Origin of the sequence: Streptomyces sp. NPDC085927 (genome assembly GCF_044540975.1) — a bacterium.
Classification (GTDB): domain Bacteria; phylum Actinomycetota; class Actinomycetes; order Streptomycetales; family Streptomycetaceae; genus Streptomyces; species Streptomyces hirsutus.
In genome coordinates this window covers 53,009-78,736 of the sequence record NZ_JBITSN010000016.1, presented here as the reverse complement: position 1 = coordinate 78,736, position 25,728 = coordinate 53,009, and the positions used below count along the sequence as shown (strand labels likewise).

Genomic DNA, 25,728 nt, shown 5'->3' with positions numbered 1-25,728 from the left:
ACTGCCCCTTCATGCCTGTTCGGTTCGCTGCGTCGAGCACCGATCCTGGCACGGCCCTCATACGCGGCGCGGGGAGGCCAGCAGGTACCGGGCCCGCGTCCGCGGCTCCGTGTACTCCCCGGCCTGCCAGCCGGCCGCCTCCAGGGTGGCCGCGCAGGCCCGCAGCGCCTCGCCGTCCGCCTCGTACACGGCGACGGCCTCCGGCTGCGGCGTCTCCCGCACCCGGTACCCGTCGGCCCCGGCACCCTTTCCGGCGGGACGGTGCCCCGCGGCCTCCAGGGCGAGCGCGGCGGCCTGCACCAGATGGCCGCGCTCCCAGCCGCAGGGCCGGTCGGTGGCACCGTCCGTGTGCGACATGCGCCGCAACTCCAGCAGCCCCTGCCACGCACTCCGCACCTCACGCAACCGCGCGGCGCCGCCTTCGGCCGCCCCCTCCTCCCCGCCGACCCGAGCGGCGAACACCCCGTCGGCGGCGGCCGCACCCCCGGCGGCCCCCTCCGCCGCCCCGGCGCCGTTCTTCCCCTCCGCGCCGCTGTCCCCCTCCCGGATCCGATCCCGCATCCGGTGCCCCGCCGGCGTCAGGAAGTGACCGTGCGGCGCACGGGGGTGCCGGAACGCCAGCCCGCGCTTGACCAGTCCCGCAAGCTGGACCTCGGTCCCCTTGACCCGCCCGCTGACCGGATCGGCCGCCTCCACCACCCGCCGCAGCCCCGCGCCCAACGCTCTCGTCACCGCACCCACCCCCGGTCCCCGACCGCCCGGTCGGCCTTTCCGATCCTTTCGAAGACTACGACCGAACACTGACACTCCCGGCGTCCGGAGCTTCGGCGCGATGCGTGCCGCTCCATGAGCCGGTCGTAGAATTCCGCTGTGGAGAACTCAGATCGTACGTCGCGGCCCGGAGCGAAACCGCGGAGCGCGGGCGGCAAGCCCGCGCAAGGCCTGGAATCCGTGGAGAACGCCCTCTCCCTGCTGCTCCTGCTCCGCAAGCAGGGGCGCGTGCGGCTGAGCGAGGCTGCCGACGAACTGGGTGTGGCCAGGTCCACGGCTCATCGTCTGCTCTCCACCCTGCGCGGCCGCGGCTTCGCGGTGCAGGGCGCCGACAAGGTGTACCGGCCCGGCCCCACGCTCTACCGCCTGGGGATGTCCCAGCGCTCCGAGTACGACCTCGTGGAAACCGCCCGGCCGCACCTGCTGTGGCTCAACGGGCAACTCGGCGAGACGGTGCACCTGGCGGTCAGGGCCGGGGCCGAGGCGCGCATTCTGCACAGCATCGAGGGAACGCACGCACTGCGCGTCGGCAGCCGCACGGGCGTGAGCCTGCCCGCGCACCTCTCCGCCGGCGGCAAGGTGCTCCTCGCCGACCTGGGCGTCTCCGAACTCGCCGACATCTACGGCACCCGGCGCACCGCGCAGGCGGACACCGACCCCGAGACACTGCACCGCACGCTCGAGACCGTCCGCAGGCGGGGCTACGCCGTCAATATCGGAGGTACCGAGCGCGGCATCTCCGCGGTGGGCGCCGCTGTGCGGGAGCCGGGCGGCCGCGCCGTGGCGGCGATGGTCGTCTCGGCCCCTTCGCTGCGCTTCACCCGCGCCCGCCTCGGTGATGCGGCCGCTGTGCTCGGGGAGGCGGTGCGCCGCATGGAGGCGGCACTCTGAGTCGGCGGTCGGCGTCCTCGTACGCACACGGCCGAAGCGGGGGAGCATGGTACGGCGGCGGGCCCGTAGTGCAAAAAAATGCTTCCTCTGTACCGCAGAGCGGAACTACTGGACAGTTCTGTTGCTCTCTGCGCAACAGCGCTGCTTCCATTCTGGTCACCGATGGGTCATTCGCTTGTCGCCGGAAGAACACCGGGGTCTGCGGAGCCGCCCACCGTGTCGGTGCTCCGCATCGCGGCCCGCCCGGCTCCCTCCCCCCACCTCTCCGCGACAGGACGTGGCTGCATGACCACTGATGTTCAAGCCCCCGCTTCCGCCCGGCCCCCCGCTCCGGACCCGACGGACCGGCGCACCCGCGCCCTGACCCGTGCGGTCGTCGCCCTGTGCACGGCGGCGATCACGGTCGAGGGGTTCGACCTCATCGTCTACGGCGTGGCGATGCCGTCGATGCTCGCCGACTCGAATCTGGGCCTCGACAAGTCCCTCGCCGGAACTCTCGGCAGCCTCGTCTATCTGGGCATGCTCATCGGCGCCGTCGTCTGCGGGCCCCTCGCCGACCGTCTCGGCAGGCGTCGTCTCGTGCTGGCGTCGGGAGTGATCTTCACCCTGTTCACCGTCGGCTGTGCCGTCGCCGCCACGCCCTGGCAGTTCGGTCTCTTCCGGCTGCTCGCCGGCATCGGCATGGGCGGTGTGATGCCGTCCTGCGTGGCCCTCGCGAAGGAGTACGCGCCGCGCGGTCGCTCCGCGCTGGTGGCGACCATCGTCCTCGCGGGCGTTCCGGTCGGCGGTGTACTCGCCGCGCTCACCGCCGCCGCGTGGGGCGAGTCCCTCGGCTGGCGCGGCCTGTTCGGTGTCGGCGCGGCACTGTCGACGCTGGTGTTCGCCGGCGCGTACGCCCTGCTGCCGGACTCGCGGCCCGGAGCGGCCGACGCCCCCGGCCCCCGAGCCACTCCCTCGCCGGTGTCCGTCGGCAGCCCCGAGTCCGGCGGAGGCCTCGCGTCCGGCGGACCGACGGCCGAGGCGAAGAACCCCTCACCGGCCCGCTCCGTGCTGTCGGACGGCCGGGCCCGCACCACCGTGCTGTTCGTCGTCGCCAACTTCGCGGTGCTCCTGGCCTGGTACGGCCTGAACACCTGGCTGACCCAGCTGATGCGCGAGATGGACTACCCGCTCGGCTCGGCGCTGCAGTTCACGCTCGTGCTCAATCTGGGTGCGGTGACCGGCTCGTTCGCCATCGCCGCCGTCGCCGACCGGATCGGCCCGCGCTTCGTCACCATCGGCAGTGCGGCACTCTCCGCGGTCGCCGTCGTCGGCCTGTCGTTGGGCGGCAACACCGTCGTGGTCCTCTGTCTGACCGCGCTCGCCGGTGTCGGTGCCCATTCGTCCCTGACCGTGCTCAACGACTGGGTGGCGTCCAGCTACCCGGCCTCGATCCGGGCCACGGCACTCGGCTACGTCTCGGGCTTCGGGCGCGGCGGCGCGATCGTGGCGCCGCTGCTCGGCGGCTGGATCCTGACGGCCTCTCTCGGCCCGACCACGGTCTTCTACGTCTTCGCCGCAGCCGCCGCCCTGAGCGCCGCGGCCCTCCTCGCCATCCCGAGCCGCCGGGCCTGACGCCACCGCTTCCTGAGCGGCTACCGGCTATTACTGCCGGTAGCCGCTCAGGAAGCGCCCGGTCCGGCCGATCGCCGTCTCCAGGTCCTCCACATGGGGGTGAGGATGCGGAAGTGGTCGGGCCCCGCCGGGCTGTCGAGCCGGTGGTCAGGTGCGGGAGAAGGGCGCCCAGCCGGAGATCTCGAACCCGGCGCCCTTGCGCCGGATCTCGAAGGCGCCGTGGCCGGGCAGGTGAGCGGGCAGCACGAGGGCGTTGTGGTCGGCGGCGTAGGCGTACATCCGTGCCCGGCTGGTGCGGGCGGCGTCCTCGTCCTCCTCGAAGCAACTGTTGAGGTGGGGCTCGGGGACCTGGATCGCACCGTGCAGCAGGTCACCGGCGAAGACCGCGCGGTCGCCCCCGGACTCGAGGTGGATGACCGAGGAACCCGGAGTGTGCCCGGGTGCCGGTTCGAGCCGGAGGTTGGCGTCGATGACGTAGGAGCCGTCCCAGGTCCTGACGAGCCCGGCATCGATCACCGGGTCGATGCTGTCCTCGTAGACGTTCTGGTTCCCCCGGCCGAACCTGGTGCGGGGCAGGTTCTCCGGATGCCAGTACTCGACGTCGGGCCGTGGCATGAGGTAGGTCGCGTTCGGGAAGGTGGGCACCCAGTCGCGTCCGTCGAGCCGGGTGTTCCAGCCGACGTGGTCGTCGTGCAGATGGGTGTTGACGACGAGATCGACCTCCTCCGGCTCGATGCCGGCCGCGGCGAGATCGTCCAGGTAGTTCGTGTTCAGGTACGACCAGATCGGCTGCAGCGGACGGTACTTGCCGTTGCCCGCACCGGTGTCGATCAGGATGACCCTGCCTTCGCTGCGCACCACCCAGGACTGGGTGGCGACGCGCGTCAGGTCGGTGCGGGCGTCCCAGTGATCCGGGTCCAGCAGTGCGGCATGGCGCTGCCATTCCTCCGGTTCGCTGCCGGGGAAGAAGACGTCGGTCGTCATCGGTGAGATGTCCGAGAACTCGATGACGCGGGTGATCTCGACGTCCCCCAGTCGCATCGTGGTGACCCGGGGTGCCGTGGAGACGGCCGCTTCCGTGGGCGAAGGCGGCGCGGGTGGGGTGGTGGGCATGTGTCTCCCTCGTTCGGGTGTGACGCGCAGGGCCGGGTCGCGATGCGTCCGGTGGTGCCGTGGACGGTGGGTGAGCAGCGGATACGGGGCGGCTTTCGCCGTGATCCGTGCGGTCGACTCTGGAGGACCCCGGCCGGGGTGACCAGGCCCGCTCCTGCCTACCCCTGACAGGTGCAGGCGGTGGACACCGCTGCTGCGCATACTGGGCGCCATGGACCGCAGATCACCGCTCGGTGAGTTCCTGACGGCGCGGCGGGCACAGCTGAGCCCGGAGGGCGTCGGCCTGCCCCGGTACGGGGACCGGCGCCGGGTGCCCGGGCTGCGCCGGGAGGAACTCGCGATGCTCGCGGGGGTCAGCGTCGGCTACTACACCCGGCTCGAACAGGGCCAGTCGCTCAACGCCTCGGCCGAGGTCCTGGACGCGCTCGCGACCGCCCTGCGCCTGACCACGGCCGAGCGGGAACACCTGCACGTCCTGTCGACGAGGACGAGTCACCGGAGCGGACCGGCGGCGCCTCCCGAAGAGCACGCCTCCGCCGATCTGCGTACGCTGCTGGCCGCCATGGGCCAGGTGCCCGCACTGGTCGTGGGCCGCCGCAACGACGTGCTGGCCTGGAACGGAGCCGGGCACGCCCTGCTCGCCGGACACACGGACCTCGCCTCGCCCGACGACCCGGGCACCCGGCCCAACCTGTCCCGGCTGGTCTTCCTGGACGCGCACACCCGCGCTCTCTACCATGACTGGCCCGCCAAGGCCCGCGCGGTGGTCGGCAACCTGCGCATCCTGACGGCCCGCAACCCCGAAGACGCCTGCCTCGCCGCGCTGGTCGGCGAACTGGCGATCCACAGCTCCGAGTTCGCCGCGCTGTGGGCCGGACACACCGTCGAGACCTGCGGCCGCGACGTCTACGACCTGGCCCATCCGGCCGTCGGGGACCTGACCGTCACGCAGCAGACGTTCCACGTCCCGCAGGAACCGCACCAGTCCCTCGTCACCCTCACCGTGGAGCCCGGATCCGCCTCCTCCACAGCACTGGCGGTGCTGCAACAGGCTTGCGGCATCGGCGAGGGGCACGGATGAGGTGGACCCGGCGAGAGCCGCGGGACCCGGACACACCCGTACTTCGCCGGACTGCACCCGTACTTCGCCGGGCTGCGGGCCGGCGGGCCGACGTGGCGTCCGCACCGCCGTCGGGACCTCGCCTTCCCGCGACCCCGGCAGGGGGGCCTAACCCGTGAACTCGGGTCGCTGGTAGGGCGTCCACCAACTGAGCAGGCCCCAGATCCCGAGTGCGAGGGCGCCCGCCGCAAGCGCGGCCGCGAGCCAGGGGCGGCGCAGCGCACGCAGGGTGAGCAGCCAGGCGGCGAGCGGGACAAGCGCCCCGCCGACGGCGATGAGCGGGAGGTCGACGTAGAGGACACTCAGGTCCCGGTGCATGCCCTCGAAGCCGCCGTCGATGCTGACCCGCGCCCTCGGCGCCCAGGCGAGCACCGCCACGACAGCACCCATGGCCGCCAGGAGGATACCCGCGCAGCCCCGTCTCTCCTGTCTCTCTTCACTCATACCTTGATCCGACGCGGTCGTCCCGCCGGTGGTTCCCGGTTCCCTACTGCCGGTAGCCGCCCAGGAACCGCCCGATCCGGCCGATCGCCGTCTCCAGGACGTCCGCGTGGGGGAGGGTCAGGATGCGGAAGTGGTCGGAGGAGGGCCAGTTGAAGCCGGTGCCCTGGACCACCTGGATCTTCTCCCGCAGGAGCAGGTCGAGGACGAACCTCTCGTCGTCGTGGATCCTGTGGACCGCCGGATCGATGCGCGGGAACGCGTACAGGGCGCCCTTGGGCTTGACGCAGCTCACGCCGGGGATGTCGTTGAGCATGCGCCAGGCCACGTCCCGCTGCTCGTGCAGACGGCCGCCGGGGGCGGTCAGTTCGCGGATGGACTGACGGCCGCCGAGCGCGGCCTGGATGGCGTACTGGGCGGGCGTGTTGGCGCACAGGCGCATGGAGGCCAGCATGGTCAGGCCCTCCAGGTAGTTCTTCGCGTGCTGCTTCGGGCCCGTGACCACCAGCCAGCCGGAGCGGAAGCCCGCCACGCGGTACGTCTTCGACAGCCCGCAGAAGGTGAGGACGACCAGGTCGGGGGCGAGCGCGGCGGCCGAGTGGTGCACGGCGTCGTCGTAGAGGATCTGGTCGTAGATCTCGTCGGCGAGGACCATCAGGCCGTGCCGGCGGGCCAGATCGAGGATGCCCTCGACGATCTCCTTCGGATAGACCGCGCCGGTCGGGTTGTTGGGGTTGATGATGACCACGGCCTTCGTACGGTCCGTGATCTTCGACGCCATGTCGTCCAGGTCCGGGTACCAGTCGGCCTGTTCGTCGCACAGGTAGTGGACCGCCTTGCCGCCCGCGAGGGTGGTCACCGCCGTCCAGAGGGGGAAGTCGGGAGCGGGGACGAGGACCTCGTCGCCGTCCTCCAGCAGCGCCGTGACGGCCATCGACACCAGTTCGGACACGCCGTTGCCGAGGAAGACGTCGTCGACGTCGACCTCCACGCCCAGGGTCTGGTAGCGCTGGGCCACCGCGCGGCGGGCGGAGAGGACGCCCCGCGAGTCGGTGTAGCCGTGCGCCTGCGGCAGCATCCTGATCATGTCCTGGAGGATCTCCTCCGGCGCCTCGAAGCCGAACAGGGCCGGATTCCCGGTGTTCAGGCGCAGCACGCTGTGCCCCGCCTCCTCCAGCGCGTTCGCGTGCTCGATGACCGGGCCGCGGATCTCGTAACAGACCTCGCTGAGCTTGCTCGACTGCCGGAACTCCATGCGCCGCTTCCCCTCAAGTATCCGGTGTTGCTTGCTTGGTTTTACCAAGTGACTGCTTGGAAAGTCCAACACCTTGTCTACACTGCGTCGCATGTCACCTCGCCGAAGCTACGACCAGTACTGTTCCGCCGCCCGCGCGCTCGACGCCGTCGGCGACCGCTGGACCCTGCTGATCGTCCGCGAGCTCCTCGCCGGCCCGCGACGCTACACCGACCTGCACGCGGACCTCCCCGGCGTCAGCACGGACGTACTGGCCTCACGGCTGAAGGACATGGAACGCGAAGGACTGGCCACCCGGCGCAGGCTGCCCCCGCCCGGCGCGGCCTACGTGTACGAACTCACCGGCCGGGGACGCGCATTGCTGTCCGTACTGCAAGCGCTCGGCGTGTGGGGGCAGGAGGCGCTGGGGGAGCGGCGGCCCACCGACGCGGTGCGGGCGCACTGGTTCGCGCTGCCCCTGCTGCGCGCCCTGGACGCCGTGGGCGCGGACGCGGGGGAGGGGGAGGGCGCGGGAGGGGGTGGCCTGGTCGAAGTCAGGCTGGAGGAGGGGCTGTTCCACCTGCGCGTCGGTGCCGGGGACGGGCCGGTCTACGGTGACGGACCCGCCCCCGGCGAACCCGACGCCACGCTGGTCCTCGACACCGGCACCTGTACGGCGATCAGCCGCGGGGAGTCGACCGTCGCCGACGCGGTACGCGACGGGAGGGTCGCGGTGAGCGGCGACGGCCCGCTCGCCAAGGCGCTGAGGGAGGCGTGACGGGAGGCGCGCACGGCCGCGAAGGGGAGGCGCGGCCGTGCGCGGGAGGCACGGCCGTGAACGGGAGGAGGCCCGCACAGGGCGGGCCTCCTGACGGGGCGTCACATGCGGGACGCCCCCTTGGGCGTCCCGCTGGATGTCACACGCCCGGCGGCACCCGGGACGGCCGTCCCGTTCCCCGCGTCAGCCGGTAGCCGGCGACCCCGGCCAGTGCGGCCAGCGCACCGCCCACCGCGGTCCACACCCAACGGCCGGACCACCAGCCCGAGGTCCAGCCGTCCTCGGGCTTGAGGTCGGCCAGTACGGCGGCCGGCGAGTCGTTCCCGTCACCGTCCTGGTCGTCCGCGGTGTTCTGCAGCGCGATGCCCGGTACCAGCGGCTCCGAGAGCGAGCCGTCGACCGCCGCCGCTCCGCCCATCTCCTTCGATCCGGCCCGGACTTCGATGTCCACCGACCGGCCCAGGTCGGCCGCCGTGAGGTTCACCGCCGTGAGCCGGATGTAGTACGTGCCCGGCAGCGGGTCGTTGGCCCACGGCTCCGACCAGGCGCGGACCGTACGCAGCACGCACCTCAGCTCCACGGAGGCCGCGTCGGCCGCCGCGGTGCGGGTCTGGGCGCCGTACTGGCAGGCCTGGCGGCGGCGCAGACCGTCGTACACGTCGATCCGCCAGGTCTCGGCGGCGTGCGTCTCGGGCAGCTTCACCGACGCCTCGACGGTGGGGCGTTGCCCCGTACCCGCCGGGAACGACCAGTACAGGTAGTCGCCGACGGACGCGCGCGCCGTCGCGGTCTGCCCCTGCTCGAACTCCGTCGCGGTGCGGAACGAGGTGCCCGCGCGGGTCGGTCCGGCGCCGTCCTCGGACGACGCGCCGGGGGAGGGGGTGGAGTCGGCCATGGCGGGGGCCGCGGCAGCCGCGGACAGCCCGAACGTCAGCAGGGCCGCGCCCAACAAGCGGGTGATACGCATCAGCTGGTCCTCCAGACCGCGAACCGCCAGCGTGACAGCCAGCCCCAGACGAGACCGGCGAGGAAGCCGGCGAGAACCAGCGTGCCGAGCAGCCACCAGCCCCGGCCCAGGCCGAAGGAGGCCACGTCGCTCGACCCGTCCGGGCCCTCCACGACATCGATGGTCAGTTCCAGCGGCAGGCCGGGCGCGGTCTTCACACCGGAGCCCGGCGAGAAGGAGTTGGTCACCGCCAGGCACACCGTCTCGGCGGCCGGCTTGTCGCTGTCGTCGTCGTCCCGCTCGGGCTTCGGGTAGCGCAGGCCGGTGGACAGGACGTCCGTACGGCCGGTGTCCGCGGCCTCGCCGCGGACGATCTCCCGGTCGTGCACCGTGACGGCCCGCAGCAGCACGCCGTAGTCCGGGTTCACCGCCCGGTCCGCCGCCACACTCACCGACGCACGCAGCTCCTGGCCCGGCAGCACGTCCACCCGGTACCAGCGCTGCTGCCCGAACTCCTCGCGGTCCGTGTAGAGACCGGACTCCAGCGTCGGCGCCTTCGCGCACGACGCGGCACCCTCGGTCGCGACCGGCGTCACCACCGGCTCGGCCGCGCGGTCCACCAGCTCATTGACGCGGTCGGTCAGTTCGTCCTGGTGCTCGACCGACGTGTAGGTGCCTCCGGTCGCCTCGGCGATGCAGCTGAGCTGCCGGCTCAGTTTGGCGTTCGGCACCAGGCCCAGGGTGTCGATGGTCAGACCGATACCCCTGGCCGCTATCTCCCGGGCCACCTCGCACGGGTCGAGCGGGGCGCAGGTGTCCTCGCCGTCGCTGATCAGTACGATCCGCTTGGAACCGTTGCCGTCCTTGAAGTCGCCGGCCGCCTTCAGCAGGGCGGGGCCGATCGGGGTCCAGCCGGTGGGGCTCAGCGTGGCCACCGCCGTCTTGGCCTCCGTGCGGTCCAGCGGGCCGATCGGATAGAGCTGCGCGGTGTCCTTGCAGCCCTCCTTCTTGTCGTCGCCGGGGTAGTCGGCTCCGAGGGTGCGGATCCCCAGCTCGACCTCCTCCGGCGTCGCGTCCAGCACCTCGTTGAACGCCTGCTTCGCCGCGGCCATCCGGGACTGCCCGTCGATGTCCCGGGTCCGCATCGAGCCGCTCACATCGAGGACGAGGTCGACCTGGGGCGCGTCCTGGCCGGTGGGTTCACCGGCGACCGCCGCGGACGGGAAGGCGAGCCCCGCCGTCAGAGCGGCGAGCAGGACACCGACGCCCGCTGCCGGCCATTTTCTTCTGATCATCGCCGGATCCTATTGATCGGAATCACCGCACTTCAAAGCGGGGCTCCGGGGCCGGCCCTACAAGGGCTCGCCTTGAAGGGGATTGGGCAGTTCCGCCCATTCGTCCCCGGCCGCCCGCGATGAAAGCCGCATCAGCGTCAGCGCCTTCGCGGGCAGCGGTTCGCCGCGCAGTGCCGCCAGATCCGGGGTGCGCGGCAGATCCCGCACGGCACTCTCCAGCGCCGCCCGCAGCGCCGGGCCGGAACCCGTCGTACCGGCCAGCGCGCCCGCCACCAGCGAGCCGAACAGCTTGCGCCGCAGGGCCCGTTCGTCGTCCGTCACCATGCGGGCGGGCAACTCGGGCACGGGGATGCCGTGGTGGGCGAGCCGCGCCGGGCTGATCCGCAGGTCGGCCAGATCACGGTAGACGAGCCGCACCGGCTCCCCGTCCGGCGACAGCACGACCAGGAGATTCTGGCCGTGCGCCTCCAACGCCACACCCAGGTCGAGCAGTCGCAGCCCCACCGTCAGGGCGAGCCGTGCGAACCGGGCCGCCCGGGCGGGGGAGCGGGGCAGCCCGGTCGCCGCCAGGGCCGCCACCGGCACCACCCGCTCCCCGGCCGCCGCGTACTCCTGCGGCGACTCGCGCACCACGGCCGCCAGATCGGCGGAACCGGCCGCCGCGGCACCCAGGGTGCGGGTGATGTGCAACAGCCCGCCGGTCCGGGCCGCCATCGCCTCCCCGAACTCCGACAGCACCGCGGACGCGGCGACCGAACCGAGCGAGATGTCCCGCACCGACGACGTCAGCCGCGCGCTCAACGCCGTCTTCACGTGCGGCCCGTCGGGCAGCGCGAGTGTCCGCAGCGCCATCAGCGGACGCGCCGCCATCCGCCCCGCGGACTCCCGCTCGAGCACATGCGCCGCCTGCCAGGGATGCACCGGGATCACCACCCGCTCCCCGTCCCGCAGCCACTTCGGCCAGACCCCCGTCACCAGACAGTCCCCGGCCGGTACCGGAATCAGTCCCAACTCCACGACAGGCCGGTGCTCGGGTCCGTACGCCAACTGGTCGGCCACCGAAAAGCCGGGCCGGGACCGGCAGCTGGGATGAAACGGATGCCCGTCGACCACCCGCTGCTCCCACTCCCAGTCCTGGTCCCGGTCCCACGCGTCCGCGTCCTCCTTGCTCTCCTCCTCCTGCGCTCCCGCCCGGGACAGCGCCAACGAGGCGACACTGTGCGCGAGTTCGGCGGCGAAGGCGGCCGAGTGCGGTACGGCGAGCTCCCCCATCAACCGTGCCGGATCGCCGTACGCCACCTCGCCCAGCCGTACGACGGTGACGTACGCGGCGGTCGCATACGGATCCGGGCGCGGGCCGCGCAGTCGGCGGCCGTCCGTCAGCCGCAGCGTGAGCCCATGACGGTCCGGCTCCCGGCGCGCAACCCACGGCAGCGGATCGTGCGCGAGACCGCGCCACAGCCGGCTCAGCACGGCCGCGCGGGCCCCTGGCAGCGCTGCCGCGTACCGGGACACCAGCGCGGGCCGTACGACGGCCAGCTCGTCGGCGATTTCGGCCTCGACGGCGGAGGGACGGTGCACAGGCGGGCTCCTCGGGTACGAAAGGTGCTGCGGAACGAACTGCCGGTCCGTGGCGGACACGCGGACATACTGATCGTCTCCGTCCGGACAGACCGTAGGGAAACAGTGGAACGCGTGGACCCCATGCCCCCGCCCGCAGACGACGACGCGGCACCCCGCGCTGCCGAGGAAGCCCGGCCGGCCGCCCGCGCCGACGCGTACGCGGCCGCCCCGCTGCTGAACTGCCTGCTGCGCGAGGTCGCACAACCGGTGACCGACGAGGACGCGGGCCGCGACCGGGAGCAAGGGCCGGGCACCCCCCGGACGTACCGCCTGCCCGGCACCGGCCGCCTGCTCCGCGTCCACGGCACCCGGCGTCCCACGGCACCCGAGGTACGCGCGAAGGACGGCACATGGCGCCGTCTGGGCCACCCGGAACTGGTGAAACTCGTCGCCGAGGAGCTGCACCGGCACACCGGCGTGCCCAACCGGGAACTGCCGGCCGAGATGACCGACAGCCGCGACGCGGTGGCCGCGCTGCTCGCCGCACGGGCAGGCGCCACCCCGCCCACCGACCCGTACCTGCGCTCCGAACAGTCCCTGCTCACCGGCCACACCCACCACCCCGCCCCCAAGGCGCGCGGCACCGGCCCCACGGCGAGCTGGCTGCCGTACGCACCGGAGGCGTACGCCCGCTTCCCGCTGACGCTGCTGGGACTGCGCGAGGACACGGTGGTGGAGGAGGGCGACACCTCCGCCCTGGACCGGCTGGGCACCGCCCCGCCCGGCTACCGCCTCCTGCCCGCCCACCCCTGGCAGGTGGAGCTGGCGGCCCGGAGCCTGGCCCCCGCGTTCGCCGACGGCCGTCTGATCAGGCTCGGCACGACCGCGTTCCCGGTATGGCCCACGGCCGCGATCCGCACCGTGTACACGCCCGCGCACGACCTGTTCCTGAAGTTCAGCCTGGACGTGCGCATCACCAACGACATCCGCCGCCTGTGGCGCCACGACCTGCTCAGGCGCGGCCGGACCGACCGGGCCACCCGCGAGGCGTTCGCCGCCTCGGCCACTCCCGACGCCCCCGCGGCCTGGCTCAGCGACCGCGGCCACCGCACCGCGGACTTCGCCTTCGAGGAACTGGCCGTACTGGTCCGCGACGGCCTGCACCGCCACCTGCTGCCCGGCACGACCCCACACCTCGCCGCCGCCCTGCCGGAGGAGTACGACGGCAACCCGCTCGCCACCACTCCCGCTCCCGCCACCTGGTGGGAGGCCTACCTGGCCCAGGTGGTCCCCCCGGCGCTGAGGGCCTTCGCCCGGCACGGAGTCGTGGTCGAGGCCCACCTGCAGAACACCCTGATCGCCGTCGACACCGACGGCATGCCCGTCCAGGCCCTGTACCGGGACGCCGAGGGCGTGAAACTACTGCCGGAGGTGACGAGGGAAGCGGGCTGGGAGCGCCTCGTCTACTGCCTGATCGTCAACCACCTGACGGAAGTCGCGGCAGCCCTGGCCGAACACCACCCGGGCTTCACCCCGTGGCCCGCGGCCCGCCGGGAACTCTCCCGCCACTCCCTGCCGGAGGCCCAGGCCCTCCTCACCGCCCCCACCCTCCCCGCCAAGACCAACCTCCTCCTGCGCTGGACCGACGCCGACGGAGCGGCGGCCCGCTACCTGCCGGTGCGCAACCCGCTGGCGGAGGAGTAGACACGGGTACGGGTCGCTCCGGCTCGCCGCCCCCTCCCTCCGGGCCACGGCGTGGTCGCGGTGAGGTCAGAGGTCGGCGCAGATCCCGCGGGCCTTCGCCAGCTCCTTCCTCACCTCGGCGTCGACCTCGAAGACCTGGCGGTGACGGTTGCTCGCCCGGGAGACGGCCTTCGCGAGCGGCTCGTACGAGGAGTCGCCCGCGGCGGCGGCCGCGGCCAGGTCGAAGGCGCCCGCGAAGCGGTACATCGCCAGCTCGCCCGCCCTGCCCTTCGCCGAGAACTTCGACTCGTCCACGCCGGCCAGCGCGTCGCACGCGCCCCGGGCGTCGTCCCTGGCGCTGCCGCCCGTGCCCGACGTGCCCGACGTGTCACCGGTCAGCGCCCAGGCCGCGCCCACGGCTGCACCGCCCACCACCAGTCCGACCAGCAGAGCGATGACCAGTGGCCCCCGGCTGCGGCCCGACGCGGCGGGCGACCCGGGCGGGGACGGCGGGGCGGGGGCCTGGTACGGCTGCTGTGGCTGCATGTACACGACCGTAACGGGCCGTCCGTCCGTGCGCCCCGGCGGGGCAACGGCCGGGGGCCGACGCCCGCGACCGCTCGGGAATGCCCCTTGCCGTCAGGGGCGTTGGCGATTCCATGACTCAGGATGCCCCGGCGCCACGCCCCTTGTCCGACGAAGCCCTCTCCCGCCTGCTCGGCACACAGCAGTTCGGCACCCTCGCCACCGTCAGGAGCAGTGGCCACCCGCATCTGACCACCATGGTCTACCGCTGGGACCCCGAGACCCGCGTCGTGCGGTTCTCGACGACGGCCGACCGCGCCAAACCCAAGCACCTGCGGCGCGACCCGCGTGCGGCGCTGCACGTGCAGGGCGGCGATGTGTGGTCGTTCGCCGTCGCGGAGGGCGAGGCGGAGGTCTCCGAGGTCACCACGGTCCCCGGCGACGCGGTCGGCCGGGAACTGCTCGGGCTGGTCCCCGACGCCGCGAAGCCGAAGGACGAAGCCGCGTTCCTGGAGCAGCTGGTCGCCGAACGCCGGGTGGTCGTCCGCCTGAAGGTGGACCGGCTGTACGGAACCGCGCTCGACATCGCCGGGTAGGCGGACCGAAGGAACCGATACCTATCCCGCTTCGGGCAGACGGTCGAGGCGTTCGCGGTGGGCCGGGGTCAGCTCGAGACGTTCCGCGGCGACGTTCTCCTCCAGGTGGTCGATCCGGGCGGTGCCGGGGATCGGGAGGACGACCGGTGAGTGGCCGAGGAGCCAGGCCAGCGCGACCTGTGTGGGGGTGGCGTCGAGCTCGGCCGCGACGGCGGCGATCCCGGCCGTCGCCCCCGCTTCTCCCCAGGCGACGGGGCGCCACGGCAGGAACGCGATTCCCGCCGCTTCGCAGGCTGCGAGCACGGGCTCATGCTCACGGTCGAGCAGGCTGTACCGGTTCTGCACGCTCGCGATGTCGACGATCTCCCGTGCCCGGCCGAGTTCGTCGACGGTGACCTCGGACAGCCCGATCCTGCCGATCTTTCCCTCGGTCCGCAGGTCCCGCAGGGTGCCCACCTGGTCGGCGAGCGGTGTGGCGGGATCGATGCGGTGCAGTTGGAGCAGTTCGATCCGCTCCACGCGCAGCCGCCGCAGGGCCTGGTCGACCTGGTCGCGCAGGAGGGCCGGCCGCCCGTCGAGCTTCCACTCGCCTCCGGGGCCGGTGCGGGCGACCCCGACCTTGGTGGTGATCAGCAGGTCGTCCGGGTAGGGGTGCAGGGCCTCGGCCAGGAGTTCCTCGTTGGCTCCACCGCCGTACAGATGCGCGGTGTCGATGAGCGTGACGCCCAGCTCGACGGCCCGCCGGGCGACCGCGAGCGCGCCCTCGCGGGCCGGCCCCGGTTCCGTCGGCAGGTGCATGGCCCCGAACCCCAGCCGCCGTACTCCCAGATCCCCGCCGATACGGAACTCGGTCGATGTCATCGCAGTGCGGTCTCCCCCTCGCTCAGGGGGAAACGCTAGCAGCGCGGTCGGCCGGAGGCGCCGGTCTTTCACGCCTCCGGCGCCCCGGACGCTACTCCGCGGGCGTCGTCCCCAGCAGGCGCTCGGCGAGGGCCTCCGCCTCGCGGGTCTTCGGCGCGTTGAAGAACAGCACCCTGCCGACGACCGGGTCTCCGGTGTAGTAGCGCTCGTAGAGTGCCTGGCGGGCGGCGAACGGGCTGCAGGTCATGTCCCAGACCATCCGCATGACCCGGAGGCGTCGCTCGGCGCCGACCCCCGGACCGTGGACGTACTTCTCCACGAGGTGACCGATCTCCTCGTGCCGCAGCTCGCCCTCGGTCATCACGATCGCACCGCTGCCCGCGACCAGCCGGAGCACCTCGACCGCCCTGGCGATCGCGTGCGGGAAGAAGAACGTCAGCGCCGCGATGCCGACCCGCGACTCCTCGCCCGGACGGCCGTGCCCGCGCAGTACCGACCCGGGGTCACGACGCTCGCCGATCCGGCGGCTCAGGTCGACCGCGGCGCCGTCGAGGATGCCCTCGGCGACGTTCAGCAGGCCCATGACCTCGCCGAGTTCCTCCTGATAGCGCGGCGAGGTCGCCCGGCCCGTGGTCCGCGCGGCCACGGTGGCGAGCCCGGCCAGGAACTTCAGCTTGGAGGTGCTGCGCGCCGCGCCCTGGAGCGGGCCGTAACCGACCGCGTTGCGCACCACGTTGTTGTACGCGTCCAGGTCACCGGCGACGACGACCCGGTCCTCGGGGACGAAGACGTCGTCGAAGACGAGGATCGCGTCGCCCTCGTCGAACCGGCCGCTCAGCGGGGTGTCGAAGAGACCGTCCCCGCGGTCGTACGCCTGGCGGCAGACGATCTTGAGGCCGGGTGCGTCGAGCGGGAGCGTGCAGACCAGGGCGTAGTCCTCCTGGCCGGGCCGGCGCGGCACGTACGGGCCGACGAAGACCTCGTCGGCCACCGGGGCGAGGGTGGACAGCAGCCGGGCGCCCCGGATCACGATGCCGTCCTCGCGGCGCTCCACGATCCGCACCGCCTCCGGCGGGGCGTCCTGCGTCGAGCGGTCGCTCTGCGGGTCCACCAGCGTGTGGGTGACCGCGAGGTCCTCCCGGCGCAGCCGCGCGAGGTACGCGCCCATCCGGGCCGCCTCCTCGTGCTTGCCGACGTGCTCGAGGCTGCTTCGGACGTCGAGCAGGTAGGCGTTCATGAAGTCGGGGAGCCGGCCCATCATGCCGTAGGTCAGCTCGGTCCTGAGCCGGTCGCAGCGCAGCCTGGCCAGCACGTCCTCGGGGGTCCGCGCCTCGAGCAGGGTGGTGCTGTGGGCGTCCCCGGTCGCGTCGTCCCGCACCGTCAGGACCTCGGCGAACTCCGGGTCCAGCTGAGCGTCGTAGAGTCCGGCGAGCGTCGTGAGCACGCCCTGGAAGGCGGGGTGGGCGGTGACGTCGTCGACCCGCTCACCGTTGATGTACAGGCTGCGCCCGTCCCTCAGACCCTCCAGGTACGCGGCGCCCGAACGAAGTCCCATGTCGTCACTCCTTGTGCTGAGGCTTGGCGAGTGCGTCCGAGCGGGACGCGGCGTGGTGGCCCGGCTCCCGGGCCCCGGCGCAGGGGAGCAGGGGGGCAGGGGCAGAGGGAACGGCCGCCGGACCGTCGCGGTGACGGTCCGGCCGGGGAGCGGAGGCCGGGCGGAGGTCAGCGGCCGAGCAGGAAGTCGAGCTGGATCCGGTCGAAGGTCTCGGTCTGCTCGTACTGGGGCCAGTGGCCCGCGTTCTCGATCACCGCGAGCCGGCCGCGCGGGATCAGGTCCGCGATCCGGCGCCCCTCGTCCACCGGACCCGACGGGTCCTTGGTGGTCCACACGACCAGCGCCTCCGCCTCGATGGCGCGCAGGTCGTCGTCGGTGAGCATGTTGCGCCGCCGGGTCTCCAGGTCCTGCAGCGCCATGTTCATCCGGCAGGCCGTCTTCCAGTCCGGCTGCTCGAAGATCGCCTGCCGGGTCCTGATCAGGTCGTCGGTGACCATCGACGGGTCGGCCATCAGCCACTCCAGACGGGCCTTGACCCGCTCCCAGGAGGGGTCCTCGGCGGCCTGCGTCGACAGGGTCAGCAGCCGCTCCATCACCTGGGGGTTCGCCATCGTGCCCCCCATGGTGTTGAGCACGATCCGCTCGGTGCGCCCGGGGTGCAGCTGCGCGAACCGCGCGGTCACCCAGCCCCCCAACGACTCCCCGCTGAAGTACGCGCTCTCGTGGCCCAGCGCGTCCAGCACCCGCTGGACCTGGTCGAGGTAGTGCGGGATCTCCAGCGGGTGCTCGGGCTTGGTCGAGTAGCCGTGGCCGATGAAGTCGATCGCGTAGCAGTTGAAGTGCTCCGCGTGCGCGGCCAGGTTCCGCACGTACGCCTCGGCGTGCCCGGTGATCCCGTGCAGCATCAGCAGCAGCGGCTTGTCCGGGCTGCCCGACTGCAGGAACCGGGTCCGGTACGGCCCCGTCTCCAGGTACCCCTGCCGGAACTCGACCTGCGCCAGGTCCGACCACACGCTCGTGTACGTCATCATCTTCTCCTTGGAACTCGGATCTCGGCCGGGCCCGGACCGGCTCGTGGGCTCGGGGCGGCGGCCGGGCTCAGACGGCGGCCGGGCCGCCCGGGTGCTCGGCGAGGAAGCCGAGGACCAGCCGGGTGAACTCCGAGGCCCGCTCGTACGGCACCCACAGGCCGGTGCGCTTGAACAGGTGCAGCTGGGCGTCGGGGATCTGCTTGAGCAGGAAGAGGGCGTTGTCGAAGCCCTGCACCCGGTTTTCGGTGCCCCAGACGATCAAGGTCGGCACCTTGATCCGGCCCAGCTCCTGCCACAGCGGCTCGGCCGGCACGCCCGCCGATTCGGCGCCGGCCCGGCGCTCCTCGCCGCCGGCGACCGACTCCAGGTACCGCTCCTCGACGAGTTCGTCGGTGACCAGCCCGGGGTCGGACATCATCATCCGCAGGTAGGCGCGCATCTTCTCCCGCGACGGGCCCTCGCCCGCGTAGTAGGAGCGGATCGCCTTCTGTCCCTCGGACGGCATCGTGCTGAACAGGGGGACACCGCCGGCGCTGGAGACCAGGACCAGGCGGTCCACGCGTTCGGCGTGGTGCAGGGCCATCGCGATCGCGACCGCGCCGCCGGTGGCCAGACCGATCACGCTCGCCCGCTCGACGCCCAGCTCGGAGAGCATCGCGGCGAACACGTCGGCGTAGGGCCGGTACTTGCCGCCGGACAGCTCGATGGCGTCGGAGCGGCCGTAGCCGGGCAGGTCGACGACCAGGACCCGGGCGCGTTGGGACAGCTCGGCGATGTTGGTGCCGAAGTTGCCCCAGCCGGACGCCCCGGGCGCCCCGCCGTGGACGCACAGCAGGACCTCCGGTCCGGTGCCCGCCTCGTGGTAGTGGACGCGGGTGCCGCCGACCGTGACGAACCGGGAGGTGGACTCGCGGGTGAGCGGTTCGCGGGCGGGCTGTCCGCGGGTGCCGGCCGTCATCAGACCTTCACCGCCGCCGGCATCTCGCCGCCGAAGTAGTTCATGCCGTAGGCCTGGTAGAGCGGGCCCGCGTAGTTCTGCACGTGGTGCAGGGCGCTCTGGCAGTCCCGCCACATCCGCTGCATCGGGTTCTTCGCGTGCAGCTGGGAGCCGCCGCTGACCTTGAAGATCTCGTCGGCGGCCGCGGCCGCGCGGTGCGAGGCGGAGACCTGGTTGCGGCGGATCTCGGCACGCTCGGACAGGGTGAGCAGCCGCCCGGAGGAGACGATGTCGAACGCCCGGTCCATGTCGTGCAGGACGTGGCCGATGCTGGCGTCGATGTCGGCGGCCGCCGGAGCCAGCACGGACAGCTGGAACGGGTCACGGCTGGCCGAGCCGAACCGGCTGCTGCGCTCCCGGGTCCACTTGACGTACGCGGCCAGGGTGCCCTGGGCCAGCGCGATCGTCGCCGTGGTGACCGCACCGGAGAAGACCACGTTGCGCGGCATCGAGTACAGCGGCGCGTCCCGGCCCGCGATCGACCCGGCGCTGCCGTCGGTGACCGGGTTGGTCCGGATCAGCCGGTGCTCCGGCACGAAGGCGTCCTTGACGACGATGTCCTTGCTGCCGGTGCCGCGCAGCCCGATGACGTCCCAGGACTCGTGCAGGATCTCGTAGTCGCTGCGCGGGATGACGAAGTGGATCGTCTCCCGGTCGGTGACGTTGCCCTCCTGGTCGGTGATCAGGCCGCCGATCATCACCCACTGGCAGTGGTCGGTGCCCGAGGAGAACGGCCAGCGGCCGTTGAAGACGTAGCCGCCCTCCACCGGCCGCGCCCGGCCCATCGGGGCGTACGGCGAGGCCACCCAGGTGTCGGGGTCCTCGCCCCAGATCTCGCGCTGCATCCGCGGATCGCCCTGGGCGAGCTCGTGCGGGTGCACACCCACCACCCCGGTGATCCAGCCGGCCGCGCCGTTGCGCTGCCCGATCTCGTAGGCGGTGCGCAGGAACTCGGTCGGGTGGGACTCGAAGCCGCCGAAGTCGCGGGGCTGGAGCATCCGGATCACACCGGACTCGCGCAGCACGGCAGCGACCTCGTCGCTGACCCGGCCGAGCTCCTCGGACACGGGTCCGTCGCTCTCCAGCAGCTCGGCGTGTTCCATCACGCGGTCAAGCACGGCGTTCATGGCGCCTTCCTCTCTGGTGTGGCAGTCGGGTCAGTGGTGGTCGACGGAGTGGTGGCCCCAGAAGTGCGCGGTGTCGTACCGCGTGGGCGTCCACGTCTCGTCGTCGATCTTGATGCCGCCGGTGCCGAACTCGAGCCCCACGTCGGACGGGGTCAGCAGGTAGAAGCTGACCATCCGGTCGTTGCTGTGCCGGCCGAACGTCTTCAGCAGCCGGTGCGGCTCGTCCTCGATGTGCTCCATCGCCCGGCCGATCACGTCGAGGTCGGTGACCTCGAGCATGAAGTGGCCCACGCCCAGCGGCCGGTTCCCCACCTTCGGGGTGAAGGCGAAGGAGTGGTGGCGGGGGTTGCAGTGCAGAAACGTTGCTGCAAGGTCCGGGGCGAGGTCGATGTGGTCGGAGAGCCGGAAGCCCAGGACGTCGAGGAAGAGCGACTCGTAGCGGGCACGGTCCGAGACCACCTGCAGTACGTGTCCCAGACCCTCGGTCCCGGCGACGAACTCCGCGCCGATCGGGGAGGCGAACCGCGCCGAGGAGGTGCCGAGGCCCCAGAAGATCTCGTGGTCGTAGCAGTCGTCGGGGTCACGGAACCGGATCAGGTCCGAGACCATCCGCTCCTTGGCCACCGCCTCGCCCGGCCGGGTCACCTCGTACCCGGCGGCGACCAGGCGCGCCTCCAGCTCGGCGAGCTCGGCGGGCCCCTTGGTCTCCCAGCCGACCGCGCTCACGCCGCCCCTCTCGCCGGGGCGCACCTCGAGCCGGTAGGCCTTCTCGTCCACGCGGAACAGCAGGCGGTCGTCACCCCTGCGGTCGGCCATCAGCCCGAGCACCCGTTGGCCGAAGTCCTGCCAGTGGTCGAGGTCGGTGGCCGTGAACTGTAGATAACCCAGGGCGGTGACTCGGGCGGTCATGTCTCTCCTCGCAATCGTTCTCTGTGCGTGTGGGCGGGCTCAGCCCAGCACACGGTCCTGGCCGAACCGGATCTGGATCAGGTCGGCGACCTCGGCGGCCCGGTCGCGCACCTGCGCGCCCCACCGGGCCACGGTCGCGCCGTCGGCCCCTCCCGGCGGGAAGGACATCCTCACCGCCAGCTGCGGGACGCCGGCCATCGGCACCGCCACCGTGAGGGAGCGGACGTCGTAGGTGCCGTCCGGATCGAGGTCGGGCTCGTAGTAGTCGAGGTGGTCCAGGTGCATGGTGAGCACCTGGCGCTGACGGCGCGGTGTCGGCTCGCCGTGGATGTACCGGGTGACGTCCTGCCAGGTCTCCAGGTCCGGGCCGTGACCCACCAGGTTGAGCGAGTAGCCCTGGACGGCCACCCGCTCCAGGATCTCCCGGCAGCGCTCGCGCGCGGCGGCGTCCTTGCGCGGCAGCCGGTCGAGCCAGCGGGTGACGGCCGCCTCGTCCCGGGGGTCGAGGTGCACCGCGCCCGTCGGCGGCAGGTGCGGCAGCCGCAGGCCGATCTCGAAATAGGTGCGGGTCGCCGAGCCGCGCTCGGTACCGATCACCACGTCGTGGTCGCCGACCAGCGCGAGCAGCGAGACGTCGGCCGACTCCTCCGCGGCCAGGGCGGCCAGCGGCTCCATCGCCACCTCGCTCAGCCGGGCGGCCCGGATCAGGTCGTGGTCGGCCGGGGCCAGGAACGACGAGGGCGCGAAGCCGCCGAAGCCGCCCTGGAAGAAGAGCAGCGGACACGTCGGCCGCTGCACGTCCAGCGAGCGGACCTCACCGAGCACGATGTAGTGGTCACCGGCGTCGACCAGCTGGTGGTAGGCGCAGTCGATCCAGGCGACCGAGTCCTCGAGGATCGGCGCACCGGACGGCGAGGGCCGCCACTCGACGCCGGCGAACGACTCCGGACCGCGCCAGCTCGTGACGAGATCGGCCTGGTCGGCGGCGAGCACGTTGACGCAGAAGGTGCTCGCCTCCCGCAGCCGGGCGAAGGTGCGCGAGCCGCGGTCGGGCAGGAACGCGACGAGGGGCGGGTCCAGCGAGACCGAGGTGAAGGTACCGACCACCATCCCGATCTGCTCGCCGCTGTCGAGGGTCGCGGTGATCAGGGCCACCCCGGTCGGGTAGTGCCCCAGAGCCTCGCGGAACAGGTGCGGGTCGATCGCGGCCGGGGCCGTGCCCGTGGTCGGCTCAGACATTGCGGATCAGACGGTAGACCTGGCTGCGCAGCTCGGCGAAACGGGGCAGCGCCTTGGTGGTGACCTGCTCGCGCGGGCCGGGAAGGTCCACGGTGAGCAGTTGCCGGATCCCGGCCGGCTTCCCGCCCAGGGCGAGCACCCGGTCGGAGAGGTAGACGGCCTCGTCGATGTCGTGGGTGACCAGCAGCACCGTGATGCCGAGGTGCTCGCGGACCCGCAGCAGCAGGTCCTCCAGGTCCGCCCGGGTCTGGGCGTCCACCGAGGCGAACGGCTCGTCCATCACCACCACGGCCGGCCGGTAGGCCAGCGCCCGCGCGATCGCGACCCGCTGCTGCATCCCGCCGGAGAGCTGCCAGGGATAGGAGCCGGTGAAGTCGGAGAGACCGACCTCGGCGAGGGCCTCCCGGGCGGTCGCGTCCCGCTCGGCCTTGGTCACGCCCGCCGAGCGCAGCGGCAGTACGACGTTGTCGAGCACGCTGAGCCAGGGCATCAGCGACCGGCTGTAGTCCTGGAAGACGATGGCCAGACCGCGCGGCGGCGCCTCGATCCGCAGGCCGTCGAACAGCACCTGGCCCTCGCTGGGGCGGCGGAGCCCGGTCAGGCACTCCAGGAGCGTGGTCTTGCCGACGCCCGAGGGTCCGACGATGCACATCAGCTCGCCGCGGCCGACCTCGAAGTCCAGGTCCTTCAGGACCTGGCGCTCGCCGTAGCTGTGGCCGAGCCCGCGGACCTGCATGACCGGGTCGGTGACGCCGGCGCCCGGCGTGTCCGTGGCCGGAGCGTCCGTGTCCGGGGTGGTCTGTGCCTTCATCGCTGATCCTCCTTCTGCTTGGTGTAACCGCGGTGCCAGGCCAGCACCCGGGCCTCGACGAGTCCGAAGGCCTTGTTCGCCGCGTAGCCGATCAGGCCCAGCACGATCAGGCCGGTCCACATCGCGACGATGTCGAACGTGCGCTGGGAGTCGAGGACGAAGTAGCCGAGCCCGCCCGGGCTGCCGACCATCTCGGTGAGCACCATCGCCACCACCGACATCGACAGCGCCACGCGGGCACCGGCGAAGACCTGGGGCAGGGCGGCGGGGACGACGACGTAACGGATCCGGTGCCAGGTGCTGAGCCGGTAGCCGGCCACGACCTGGTGCAGGACCGGGTCGACGGACCGGACGCCCTCCACGGTGTTGAGCAGGATCGGCCAGGTGGAGACGAAGGCGATGGTGATCACCTTCATGTCGTCGTCGGTGCCGAGCAGCAGCATCATGATCGGCAGCAGCGCCACGCTGGGCAGCGCCCGCATGAACTCCACCAGCGGTCGGGTCGCGTCCTCCAGCGCCGGGACGGAGCCGAGCAGCAGGCCGAGGACCACGGCGCCGACGAACCCGATCCCGAAGCCGGCGGCCAGCCGGACCACGCTGGGCAGCGCGTCCTCGATCAGGTGGTCGAAGAACCACAGGTCGACGAAACGGCCGGTGATCTCCGAGAGCGCCGGCCAGTACAGCGAGGTGCTGCCGGCGCTGAGCCACCACCAGGCGGCGACCAGCAGAACCGGGAGCCACACTTCCCGCGCGACCAGCGACGCGACCTTCAGCGTCCGGTTCATGCCGCACCTCCCTTGCGGACCGAGGGGTGCCACCACAGCACGCGGCGCTGCAGCAGCACGAAGAACAGGTTGAGCAGCAGGCCGAGGACCGCCGCGGTGAACGAGTACACGAACGCCCGCTCGGTGTCGTTGATCTGCATCGCCTGGAGCAGGACGTAGCCGAGACCGTCGGAGCCGCCGAGGAACTCCGAGCTGATCGCCATCAGCAGGGAGATCGTCGCGGCGATCCGCAGGCCGACGAAGACGAACGGGAACATCGACGGCGCGATCAGGTGACGCAGCCGGTGCCACCGCGTCAGGTGGTAGGCCCGCGCGACCCGGCGCAGCTGGGGCGAGATCTCCCCGACCGCGTAGGACGTCTGGATGATGACCGGCCAGACCGCCGAGACCAGGATCAGGACCAGGCCCAGATCACGGGTCGCGCCGAAGAGCAGCAGGAACAGCGGCAGCAGCGCGATCGCGGGGACCGTCCGGCCGAAGTCGAGGATCAGCTGGGTGCTGCGGCGGACGTGCTCGTTGGCCCCGATCAGCAGACCCACCGGCACGCCGACCAGGACGGCGAGCGCCAGGCCCAGCAGGGCCGTCTCGACCGAGGTGGCGATGTTCGACCAGTAGACGCCGGTGCCGGCCAGGTCGACCGCGGACCGGAAGCTCTCCAGCGGAGTCGGGAAACCGCTGGAGGACCCGGGCCCACTGGCGAACAGGTACCAGACGACGAGCGCGACGAGGATCGCCAGCAGCCGGTTGGCCAGGCGCCGGACGCCGAAGGACGCGGCCGTGGGCTTCGTACCGGTCACGGCCTTGGACTTCGTGCCGGTCACCGCCGTGGGCTTCGGGCCGGTCACGGCCCGACCAGCTTCGCGGCGTCCGGGGCACCCTTCTCGAACAGGTCGTACTTGTCCATGTACGCGACCGAGAACTCGACGTCCTCGGCGGTCAGCGGCTCCTCGGCGTAGACCGGGAACGCCGCCTTCTCCAGGAGGCCGGCGTCCGCCTCGAGGACCTCGGCGGCGGTCCTCACCAGCAGCTCACGGTCACCGTTGACCACCGTGTTGCCCTCGCGCACCGCTTCGCCGAAGGCCTTGACGGTCTCCTTGTTCGCCTCGGCGAAGTCCCGGGTGGCGACCCAGACGTACGCCATCCCGCCGCCGCCGGAGTTGACCGGCCCGAGCGGGCGCAGGTCGCCCTTGGCGCGCTCCACGGTGCCCACCGGCTCGGGCGTGGTGGTCGCGTCGACCTGGCCGGACTTCAGGGCGGCCAGGGTGTCCGGGGACTCGACGAACTTGATGGAGGCGCTGTCGCCGCCGGCCTCGTCGACGGAACCGCGCAGGTCGACCCAGGGCGCGCTCTTGATCTGCGGCACCCCCACGGTCTTGCCGGTCAGGTCGGCCAGCGACTTGATCGGGGAGTCCTTCTCGACCCACACGTTGGCGAAGCTGAACTTCTCCTGGCCCTCGGGGATGCCGCCGTCGGTCGCGCCGGCGACATAGACCAGGTCCACGCCCTGTCCCGCGGCGACGAGCGAGGTGGCGGTGTCCAGCAGGGCGAGGTCCACCTTGCCGCCGAGCAACTGCGGGACCATCTCGGTGGACGTCTTCGCCGTGCTGATCTCGACGTCCAGGTCGTGCTTCTCGAACACGCCCTCGTCGTCCGCGGCGAAGGCCGGGACGCCGTTGAGCGAGGCGAAGACGGCGAGCTTGAGCGGCCCGTCGGCCGACGCGTCCGAGCCGGAGCCGTCGGAGGAGCAGGCGGTACACAGGGCCATCGCCGCGACGGCGGTCGCGGCGAGAGCGCGAAAACGAGTGGAAGCCATGAGGGTCCAGTCCTTCTGTCGTGCCCGGCA

The 25,728-nt window shown here is 72.3% G+C and carries 25 protein-coding genes; 6 read left to right on the top strand and 19 right to left on the bottom strand.

Going from position 1 to position 25,728, the window contains the following annotated elements; genetic code table 11:
- Positions 1–57 precede the first annotated feature (57 nt).
- The gene (locus tag ACIF80_RS31065) at positions 58–732 is read right to left on the bottom strand and encodes a hypothetical protein (protein ID WP_399810663.1); all 675 of its coding nucleotides are present in this window, start codon (positions 730–732) and stop codon (positions 58–60) included.
- Between the two features lie 138 nt (positions 733–870).
- Between ACIF80_RS31065 and ACIF80_RS31060 the strand changes: the two genes are divergently transcribed.
- Positions 871–1,662: an IclR family transcriptional regulator gene (locus tag ACIF80_RS31060; protein WP_399810661.1), complete on the top strand. Its 792-nt coding sequence runs from the start codon at positions 871–873 to the stop codon at positions 1,660–1,662.
- Positions 1,663–1,947: 285 nt separating this feature from the next.
- A complete protein-coding gene (locus ACIF80_RS31055) occupies positions 1,948–3,276 on the top strand; it encodes an MFS transporter (RefSeq protein ID WP_399810659.1) in 1,329 nt (442 codons plus the stop codon).
- A 147-nt stretch (positions 3,277–3,423) separates the two neighbouring features.
- Here ACIF80_RS31055 and ACIF80_RS31050 read toward each other — a convergent pair whose 3' ends face one another.
- On the bottom strand, positions 3,424–4,317 hold the full coding sequence (locus ACIF80_RS31050) for an MBL fold metallo-hydrolase (RefSeq protein WP_399810844.1): 894 nt from the start codon (positions 4,315–4,317) through the stop codon (positions 3,424–3,426).
- Between the two features lie 283 nt (positions 4,318–4,600).
- Here ACIF80_RS31050 and ACIF80_RS31045 point away from each other — a divergent pair, with 283 nt between their 5' ends.
- Positions 4,601–5,470 carry a helix-turn-helix domain-containing protein gene (locus ACIF80_RS31045; RefSeq protein ID WP_399810658.1) on the top strand — a complete coding sequence of 290 codons (870 nt, stop codon included), beginning with the start codon at positions 4,601–4,603 and terminating at the stop codon, positions 5,468–5,470.
- A gap of 147 nt (positions 5,471–5,617) precedes the next feature.
- Here the strand turns inward: ACIF80_RS31045 and ACIF80_RS31040 are convergent, their stop codons facing one another.
- Together ACIF80_RS31040 and ACIF80_RS31035 are read right to left on the bottom strand one after the other, a co-directional pair.
- Complete coding sequence (locus ACIF80_RS31040) at positions 5,618–5,899, bottom strand: hypothetical protein (RefSeq protein WP_399810657.1); 282 nt, start codon at positions 5,897–5,899, stop codon at positions 5,618–5,620.
- A gap of 97 nt (positions 5,900–5,996) precedes the next feature.
- Positions 5,997–7,205, bottom strand: a complete 1,209-nt coding sequence (locus tag ACIF80_RS31035) for a pyridoxal phosphate-dependent aminotransferase (RefSeq protein ID WP_399810656.1) — start codon at positions 7,203–7,205, stop codon at positions 5,997–5,999.
- Positions 7,206–7,296: 91 nt separating this feature from the next.
- Between ACIF80_RS31035 and ACIF80_RS31030 the strand changes: the two genes are divergently transcribed.
- Positions 7,297–7,962: a winged helix-turn-helix transcriptional regulator gene (locus ACIF80_RS31030; protein ID WP_399810654.1), complete on the top strand. Its 666-nt coding sequence runs from the start codon at positions 7,297–7,299 to the stop codon at positions 7,960–7,962.
- A gap of 139 nt (positions 7,963–8,101) precedes the next feature.
- Here ACIF80_RS31030 and ACIF80_RS31025 read toward each other — a convergent pair whose 3' ends face one another.
- Genes ACIF80_RS31025 through ACIF80_RS31015 form a run of 3 tightly spaced genes read right to left on the bottom strand, consistent with a single transcriptional unit; the run spans position 8,102 to position 11,784 of the window.
- Complete coding sequence (locus tag ACIF80_RS31025; RefSeq protein WP_399810653.1) at positions 8,102–8,929, bottom strand: hypothetical protein; 828 nt, start codon at positions 8,927–8,929, stop codon at positions 8,102–8,104.
- A complete protein-coding gene (locus ACIF80_RS31020) occupies positions 8,929–10,203 on the bottom strand; it encodes a VWA domain-containing protein (protein ID WP_399810651.1) in 1,275 nt (424 codons plus the stop codon). The genes ACIF80_RS31025 and ACIF80_RS31020 overlap by 1 nt, the downstream gene beginning before the upstream one ends.
- Before the next feature lie 57 nt (positions 10,204–10,260).
- Complete coding sequence (locus ACIF80_RS31015) at positions 10,261–11,784, bottom strand: IucA/IucC family protein (protein ID WP_399810650.1); 1,524 nt, start codon at positions 11,782–11,784, stop codon at positions 10,261–10,263.
- 105 nt (positions 11,785–11,889) lie between these two features.
- Here ACIF80_RS31015 and ACIF80_RS31010 point away from each other — a divergent pair, with 105 nt between their 5' ends.
- Positions 11,890–13,470 (top strand): IucA/IucC family protein, encoded by a 1,581-nt coding sequence (locus tag ACIF80_RS31010; RefSeq protein WP_399810648.1) that lies wholly within the window; start codon positions 11,890–11,892, stop codon positions 13,468–13,470.
- A gap of 66 nt (positions 13,471–13,536) precedes the next feature.
- On the opposite strand, the gene ACIF80_RS31005 is transcribed toward ACIF80_RS31010, so the two are convergent.
- Positions 13,537–13,995 (bottom strand): hypothetical protein, encoded by a 459-nt coding sequence (locus ACIF80_RS31005; RefSeq protein WP_399810647.1) that lies wholly within the window; start codon positions 13,993–13,995, stop codon positions 13,537–13,539.
- A gap of 113 nt (positions 13,996–14,108) precedes the next feature.
- Between ACIF80_RS31005 and ACIF80_RS31000 the strand changes: the two genes are divergently transcribed.
- Entirely contained in the window at positions 14,109–14,570 is a 462-nt protein-coding gene (locus ACIF80_RS31000) for a pyridoxamine 5'-phosphate oxidase family protein (RefSeq protein ID WP_399810645.1), read from the top strand.
- A 21-nt stretch (positions 14,571–14,591) separates the two neighbouring features.
- On the opposite strand, the gene ACIF80_RS30995 is transcribed toward ACIF80_RS31000, so the two are convergent.
- The 11 genes from ACIF80_RS30995 to ACIF80_RS30945 all read right to left on the bottom strand — a co-directional run bounded on the left by ACIF80_RS30995 (position 14,592) and on the right by ACIF80_RS30945 (position 25,698).
- On the bottom strand, positions 14,592–15,431 hold the full coding sequence (locus ACIF80_RS30995; RefSeq protein ID WP_399810643.1) for an aldo/keto reductase: 840 nt from the start codon (positions 15,429–15,431) through the stop codon (positions 14,592–14,594).
- A 91-nt stretch (positions 15,432–15,522) separates the two neighbouring features.
- Positions 15,523–16,986 carry a 4-hydroxyphenylacetate 3-hydroxylase family protein gene (locus ACIF80_RS30990; protein ID WP_399810642.1) on the bottom strand — a complete coding sequence of 488 codons (1,464 nt, stop codon included), beginning with the start codon at positions 16,984–16,986 and terminating at the stop codon, positions 15,523–15,525.
- 167 nt (positions 16,987–17,153) lie between these two features.
- Positions 17,154–18,014 (bottom strand): alpha/beta fold hydrolase, encoded by an 861-nt coding sequence (locus tag ACIF80_RS30985; RefSeq protein ID WP_399810640.1) that lies wholly within the window; start codon positions 18,012–18,014, stop codon positions 17,154–17,156.
- A 70-nt stretch (positions 18,015–18,084) separates the two neighbouring features.
- Complete coding sequence (locus ACIF80_RS30980; protein ID WP_399810638.1) at positions 18,085–18,975, bottom strand: alpha/beta fold hydrolase; 891 nt, start codon at positions 18,973–18,975, stop codon at positions 18,085–18,087.
- Positions 18,975–20,141 (bottom strand): hydroxylase, encoded by a 1,167-nt coding sequence (locus tag ACIF80_RS30975; protein WP_350848916.1) that lies wholly within the window; start codon positions 20,139–20,141, stop codon positions 18,975–18,977. Before ACIF80_RS30975 ends, ACIF80_RS30980 begins: the two co-directional genes overlap by 1 nt.
- 30 nt (positions 20,142–20,171) lie before the next feature.
- Positions 20,172–21,050 carry a VOC family protein gene (locus tag ACIF80_RS30970; RefSeq protein ID WP_399810636.1) on the bottom strand — a complete coding sequence of 293 codons (879 nt, stop codon included), beginning with the start codon at positions 21,048–21,050 and terminating at the stop codon, positions 20,172–20,174.
- A gap of 39 nt (positions 21,051–21,089) precedes the next feature.
- Complete coding sequence (locus ACIF80_RS30965) at positions 21,090–22,289, bottom strand: flavin reductase family protein (protein ID WP_399810634.1); 1,200 nt, start codon at positions 22,287–22,289, stop codon at positions 21,090–21,092.
- On the bottom strand, positions 22,282–23,100 hold the full coding sequence (locus ACIF80_RS30960) for an ABC transporter ATP-binding protein (RefSeq protein ID WP_399810632.1): 819 nt from the start codon (positions 23,098–23,100) through the stop codon (positions 22,282–22,284). The genes ACIF80_RS30965 and ACIF80_RS30960 overlap by 8 nt, the downstream gene beginning before the upstream one ends.
- Positions 23,097–23,885, bottom strand: a complete 789-nt coding sequence (locus ACIF80_RS30955) for an ABC transporter permease (protein WP_399810630.1) — start codon at positions 23,883–23,885, stop codon at positions 23,097–23,099. The genes ACIF80_RS30960 and ACIF80_RS30955 overlap by 4 nt, the downstream gene beginning before the upstream one ends.
- The gene (locus tag ACIF80_RS30950; protein WP_399810628.1) at positions 23,882–24,730 is read right to left on the bottom strand and encodes an ABC transporter permease; all 849 of its coding nucleotides are present in this window, start codon (positions 24,728–24,730) and stop codon (positions 23,882–23,884) included. The genes ACIF80_RS30955 and ACIF80_RS30950 overlap by 4 nt, the downstream gene beginning before the upstream one ends.
- The gene (locus tag ACIF80_RS30945) at positions 24,727–25,698 is read right to left on the bottom strand and encodes an ABC transporter substrate-binding protein (RefSeq protein WP_399810626.1); all 972 of its coding nucleotides are present in this window, start codon (positions 25,696–25,698) and stop codon (positions 24,727–24,729) included. Before ACIF80_RS30945 ends, ACIF80_RS30950 begins: the two co-directional genes overlap by 4 nt.
- Positions 25,699–25,728 lie beyond the last annotated feature (30 nt).

What these genes read in the sequence shown, in the direction of transcription:
- ACIF80_RS31055 (WP_399810659.1), top strand. Translation starts at nt 1,948, where the DNA reads ATGACCACTGATGTTCAAGCCCCCGCTTCCGCCCGGCCCCCCGCTCCG.
- ACIF80_RS31050 (WP_399810844.1), bottom strand. Translation starts at nt 4,317, where the DNA reads ATGCGACTGGGGGACGTCGAGATCACCCGCGTCATCGAGTTCTCGGAC.
- ACIF80_RS31045 (WP_399810658.1), top strand. Translation starts at nt 4,601, where the DNA reads ATGGACCGCAGATCACCGCTCGGTGAGTTCCTGACGGCGCGGCGGGCA.
- ACIF80_RS31040 (WP_399810657.1), bottom strand. Translation starts at nt 5,899, where the DNA reads ATGGGTGCTGTCGTGGCGGTGCTCGCCTGGGCGCCGAGGGCGCGGGTC.
- ACIF80_RS31035 (WP_399810656.1), bottom strand. Translation starts at nt 7,205, where the DNA reads ATGGAGTTCCGGCAGTCGAGCAAGCTCAGCGAGGTCTGTTACGAGATC.
- ACIF80_RS31030 (WP_399810654.1), top strand. Translation starts at nt 7,297, where the DNA reads ATGTCACCTCGCCGAAGCTACGACCAGTACTGTTCCGCCGCCCGCGCG.
- ACIF80_RS31025 (WP_399810653.1), bottom strand. Translation starts at nt 8,929, where the DNA reads ATGCGTATCACCCGCTTGTTGGGCGCGGCCCTGCTGACGTTCGGGCTG.
- ACIF80_RS31020 (WP_399810651.1), bottom strand. Translation starts at nt 10,203, where the DNA reads ATGATCAGAAGAAAATGGCCGGCAGCGGGCGTCGGTGTCCTGCTCGCC.
- ACIF80_RS31005 (WP_399810647.1), bottom strand. Translation starts at nt 13,995, where the DNA reads ATGCAGCCACAGCAGCCGTACCAGGCCCCCGCCCCGCCGTCCCCGCCC.
- ACIF80_RS31000 (WP_399810645.1), top strand. Translation starts at nt 14,109, where the DNA reads ATGACTCAGGATGCCCCGGCGCCACGCCCCTTGTCCGACGAAGCCCTC.
- ACIF80_RS30995 (WP_399810643.1), bottom strand. Translation starts at nt 15,431, where the DNA reads ATGACATCGACCGAGTTCCGTATCGGCGGGGATCTGGGAGTACGGCGG.
- ACIF80_RS30990 (WP_399810642.1), bottom strand. Translation starts at nt 16,986, where the DNA reads ATGGGACTTCGTTCGGGCGCCGCGTACCTGGAGGGTCTGAGGGACGGG.
- ACIF80_RS30985 (WP_399810640.1), bottom strand. Translation starts at nt 18,014, where the DNA reads ATGACGTACACGAGCGTGTGGTCGGACCTGGCGCAGGTCGAGTTCCGG.
- ACIF80_RS30980 (WP_399810638.1), bottom strand. Translation starts at nt 18,975, where the DNA reads ATGACGGCCGGCACCCGCGGACAGCCCGCCCGCGAACCGCTCACCCGC.
- ACIF80_RS30975 (WP_350848916.1), bottom strand. Translation starts at nt 20,141, where the DNA reads ATGAACGCCGTGCTTGACCGCGTGATGGAACACGCCGAGCTGCTGGAG.
- ACIF80_RS30970 (WP_399810636.1), bottom strand. Translation starts at nt 21,050, where the DNA reads ATGACCGCCCGAGTCACCGCCCTGGGTTATCTACAGTTCACGGCCACC.
- ACIF80_RS30965 (WP_399810634.1), bottom strand. Translation starts at nt 22,289, where the DNA reads ATGTCTGAGCCGACCACGGGCACGGCCCCGGCCGCGATCGACCCGCAC.
- ACIF80_RS30960 (WP_399810632.1), bottom strand. Translation starts at nt 23,100, where the DNA reads ATGAAGGCACAGACCACCCCGGACACGGACGCTCCGGCCACGGACACG.
- ACIF80_RS30955 (WP_399810630.1), bottom strand. Translation starts at nt 23,885, where the DNA reads ATGAACCGGACGCTGAAGGTCGCGTCGCTGGTCGCGCGGGAAGTGTGG.
- ACIF80_RS30945 (WP_399810626.1), bottom strand. Translation starts at nt 25,698, where the DNA reads ATGGCTTCCACTCGTTTTCGCGCTCTCGCCGCGACCGCCGTCGCGGCG.